The organism is Vibrio sp. T11.5 (assembly GCF_027587155.1).
In the GTDB taxonomy this organism is placed as follows: Bacteria; Pseudomonadota; Gammaproteobacteria; order Enterobacterales; family Vibrionaceae; genus Vibrio; species Vibrio neptunius.
The window spans coordinates 1-349 of the sequence record NZ_JAPPTP010000087.1 but is presented as its reverse complement, the minus strand read 5'-3'; the positions used below and the strand labels follow the sequence as shown (position 1 = coordinate 349).

1 pseudogene is annotated in these 349 nt (G+C 47.9%); it reads left to right on the top strand.

The features are described from left to right. A pseudogene (locus OH455_RS23325) lies at positions 1-349 on the top strand (hypothetical protein); the annotation flags it as partial.

Below are 349 nucleotides of genomic sequence, written 5' to 3'. Positions count from 1 at the left end.
GCAAACAGTAACCCTAACCGAAAAAGGGATAATAGTCACCGAGCTGACTTTAGTCCCTGATGCCTGCTTTGCTGCCTTACGTTACTCTGGTTATGCCGGTATTGCTATTTCGCTTATTGGTGTGGTGCTGGTCGGGCCGATGATGTTTGTTGGCGCCGGCGCTGGGCTATTAATGTCGTTTAAAATGGCCGGAGTAGTCAATAGACCTAGGCAGCGAGTGCATCCTTTCGCCCCAAAAGCAATTTATAGCATTTATACCGTTCCTGAAGGCCGTTATAAACACGGGCTGATTGAATCCCATTTGTCGCCGAAGATAGAAAAAGAAGTGGAGAGTGAAGAGAAGAAGGCG